Here is a 3,154-nt window from a genome sequence, read left to right on the forward strand (position 1 = left end):
CGAAGCGCTCAGGTTGAATCGTGCTTCGGAACGCTTATGGTCGACGAAATTACTGGAGATGATCTTGATATAAGGGGTGACGACCAGATAATCGACCAACAGCACCAAAGAGAGGATAATGGCCGGTTTTGCCAAAATACGCATGACAAATGAAGGGGAGATACCCAGCGAAAAGACGACGACCATTTCGTTGTCGTTAGAAAGACGATACAGCGTCAGCGCCGCACCGACCACAAAAGCGATCGGAAGGGTGTAAAAAAAGAGTTCGGGAAGGACGAACAGATAGAGCTCTCCCATCTCCGCAATGCTGAGCTGGATCATCGAGGTATAGGTAGCGAGTTTGATCATAAAAATGACCGAAGCGATTGCAAATAACGGTAAAAAAATCGAGAAAAACAGGATCGAAAGATGATTGGTGATGTAAAAACGTAATTTATCCATAAAGCCCCGCCAAATATGCGCTGACATACGTATCAAACATCAGTACGATCCAGCACCCCATTGCCAAAAAGGGAATAAAAGGGAGCTGCTTGGACTCTTCACTGCCGTCTTGAGTCAGCAGCAATGCCGGGAGTGCGAGGAGTGCACCGACGAAGATGGCTACGAGGCCGAGCTTGATCCCCAAAAGTGCGCCAATCGTTGCGGCAATCATAATATCGGCTTCTCCCATCGCCTCTTTTTTGATGGCATAAGAGAGGTAAAACCGCAGTAGGGTGAATCCGCCCGCGAAGAGGAGCGCATTGGTGATATTGTAACCTACTTCGCCCAATGTAGTCGCACTGAACATGGCGACGGTAAGAGCGCTGAGATTGATGCTGTCGGGGACCATTTTGTAATGGTAATCGATCATGGAGAGGACAAGGAGCAGATCAAAGGTCACCGCGATTCCAAGGGCATGAAAGGTCAAACCGAGTTTCATAGCGCTGAGAACGAAGATAACGCCGCTGATGGCTTCGATAATAGGGTATTGTTTTGATATTTTAGCCCCGCAAAAAGCACATTTTCCGCGTAAAAACAACCATGAAAGGATAGGGATATTGTGCCAGACACGCAAAGGGGTATTACAGCTCATGCAGTGTGAAGCGGGAAATGAAACACTCTCGTCGCGCGGTATCCGTAAAATCATTACGTTTAAAAAAGAGCCGATTACCGCTCCTAAAATAAAGACGAAAAGAAGTTCCATCAGCTTAATCCTCCGAAGCGCCGTTCGACGGTTCTAAATTTTTGGATAATTGTTTCGAGTTCATCGGTCGTGAATTCCGGCCAGAGCGTATCGGTAAAAAAGAGTTCTGCATATGCAGCCTGCCAAAGCATAAAGTTCGATAAACGGTGATCGCCGCCCGTGCGTATCAATAAATCGACATCATACACACAATCGATAGCCTTGGCAAGCGATTCGACGCTGATCGGTTCAAAATTTTGCTGGAGTTTGCCGGCTGCCCGCACAATCTCGTCTCTTCCTCCGTAATTTAGAGCCAGACTCTGTACCAGTCCGGTACATCCCGCGGTTTTTTCCTGAACTTCATCGATCATTTTGCGTAACGAATGCGAAAAGATGGAGAGATCACCGATCGGTTCGAATCGGATGTTACCGTTGACATACGCCGGAAGTTCGCTTTTGAGAAAGCGTTCGAGAAGCTTCATCAAAAATTCTACTTCGAGCTTCGGACGTTTCCAGTTTTCGGTGCTGAAAGCATAGAGGGTCAGACGCTCGACATCGCTATGATCGGCGCAGTACGTGGTGATCGTTCGGACGACTTCCGCCCCTTTTTCATGACCGGCGGTGCGATTTTTCCCCTGTAACGATGCCCAGCGGCCGTTACCGTCCATGATGATGGCGATATGTCGGGGCTGATTACTCATAGTTTTTCTGCTTTTTCTAAAAGTGCGAGGGAAAGGGTGAGTTTATCGTTTTTAGGGAGAGGCGTATTTTCATGCGCAGTGATAAAATCGATGCGGTTGGTATTGCTGCCGAACGGATTGGTCTCGTCAATGATATTAAGGCATACGGCATCAGCCCCTTTGCGTTTCAAAAGATTTTCAGCATTTTCCGTTGCGACCGAGGGATCGGTTTCGGCTTTGAACGCAACCGTCTTGATCCCCTCTTTATCGCAGGTAGCGAGCAGATCAACATTTTGTTTCATCGGAATGTTCCAGTGCTCTCCGATCATCTCTTTTTTGAGTTTTCCGTTTTGCGGATGTTCTGGGATATAGTCGCTTACCGCCGCCGCCATAAATAAATATGGCTCTTTTTGGATCAAAGTTATCGGAGCGTCATGGATGAGGGAGGCTTTGGAGAGTTTCCCTTTTTTCGCGATGCGGATCGAATCGGTAAGATATTCCCCCATCTCTTCGGAACTTTCGACATCGATGGTATGAATCGAAGAGGGGAGGTTGGATTCGAACCGCGTAGCGATCAGATTGACATCCGCTCCCCGTAAAAACAGGGCGGTTGCGAGTGCGGAAGCCATTTTTCCGCTGGAGCGGTTGCTGATGGTGCGTACGTCGTCGAGTTTCTCTATCGTTCCTCCCCCCGTTACGATGACACGGCGGTCGCTCCAAAAATCGTTTTTAAGCAATATTCGGGCGCTGTGCCAAAAAATCTCCTGCGGTTCGGCCATAGCGCCATCCCCCACGACTTGGCACGCCAGCTCTTTGGTCTGCGTTGCGATGATCTCGTAGTTGGCGATGGCGAGCATTTTTTGAGAAGCTTGAATCATCGGGTTTTGGATCATGTTGGTGTTCGCCGATGGGGCGAGAAGCTTGATCCCGGGATAGGCGAGGGCGCATTGGGTGAGAATCGTATAGGCGATACCGTTGGCGAGTTTGGCGATGGTGTTGGCGGTGACGGGAGCGATGACGAGCAGATCTGCCCACTGTGCGATTTTAATGTGGTTGAAATCATCCGCCCACGACTCGTTGGTATCATCGAGAACACGATTGCGGCTCAGCGCTTCGAAACTGAGCGGTGCAACAAATTTTTTGGCGGAGGGAGTCATTACGACACGAACTTCGGCACCGGCTTTGATGAAGAGGCGCAGCAGTTCGAGCGATTTATACGCTGCGATCGAACCGGTGATCCCGAGAAGAATTTTTTTACCGCTTAAGAGATGTTCTGGGATCAGCATTCTTTCCCTTTGCCGAAAAATCGGGT

4 protein-coding genes are annotated in these 3,154 nt (G+C 49.0%); all 4 read right to left on the minus strand.

The window, feature by feature from the left end:
• A partial coding sequence (locus tag Q0389_RS09205) for an LptF/LptG family permease (RefSeq protein ID WP_298693680.1) occupies window positions 1-441 on the minus strand: 441 nt, incomplete at its 3' end.
• Window positions 434-1,183: an A24 family peptidase gene (locus tag Q0389_RS09210; RefSeq protein ID WP_298693681.1), complete on the minus strand. Its 750-nt coding sequence runs from the start codon at window positions 1,181-1,183 to the stop codon at window positions 434-436. The genes Q0389_RS09205 and Q0389_RS09210, both read right to left, overlap by 8 nt.
• Window positions 1,183-1,863, minus strand: a complete 681-nt coding sequence (gene uppS / locus Q0389_RS09215) for a polyprenyl diphosphate synthase (protein WP_298693682.1) — start codon at window positions 1,861-1,863, stop codon at window positions 1,183-1,185. Before uppS ends, Q0389_RS09210 begins: the two co-directional genes overlap by 1 nt.
• Window positions 1,860-3,128 carry a bifunctional phosphopantothenoylcysteine decarboxylase/phosphopantothenate--cysteine ligase CoaBC gene (gene coaBC, locus Q0389_RS09220; RefSeq protein WP_298693683.1) on the minus strand — a complete coding sequence of 423 codons (1,269 nt, stop codon included), beginning with the start codon at window positions 3,126-3,128 and terminating at the stop codon, window positions 1,860-1,862. Before coaBC ends, uppS begins: the two co-directional genes overlap by 4 nt.
• Window positions 3,129-3,154: the final 26 nt, after the last annotated feature.

The sequence above is a fragment of the uncultured Sulfuricurvum sp. genome, assembly GCF_937936435.1.
Classification (GTDB): domain Bacteria; phylum Campylobacterota; class Campylobacteria; order Campylobacterales; family Sulfurimonadaceae; genus Sulfuricurvum.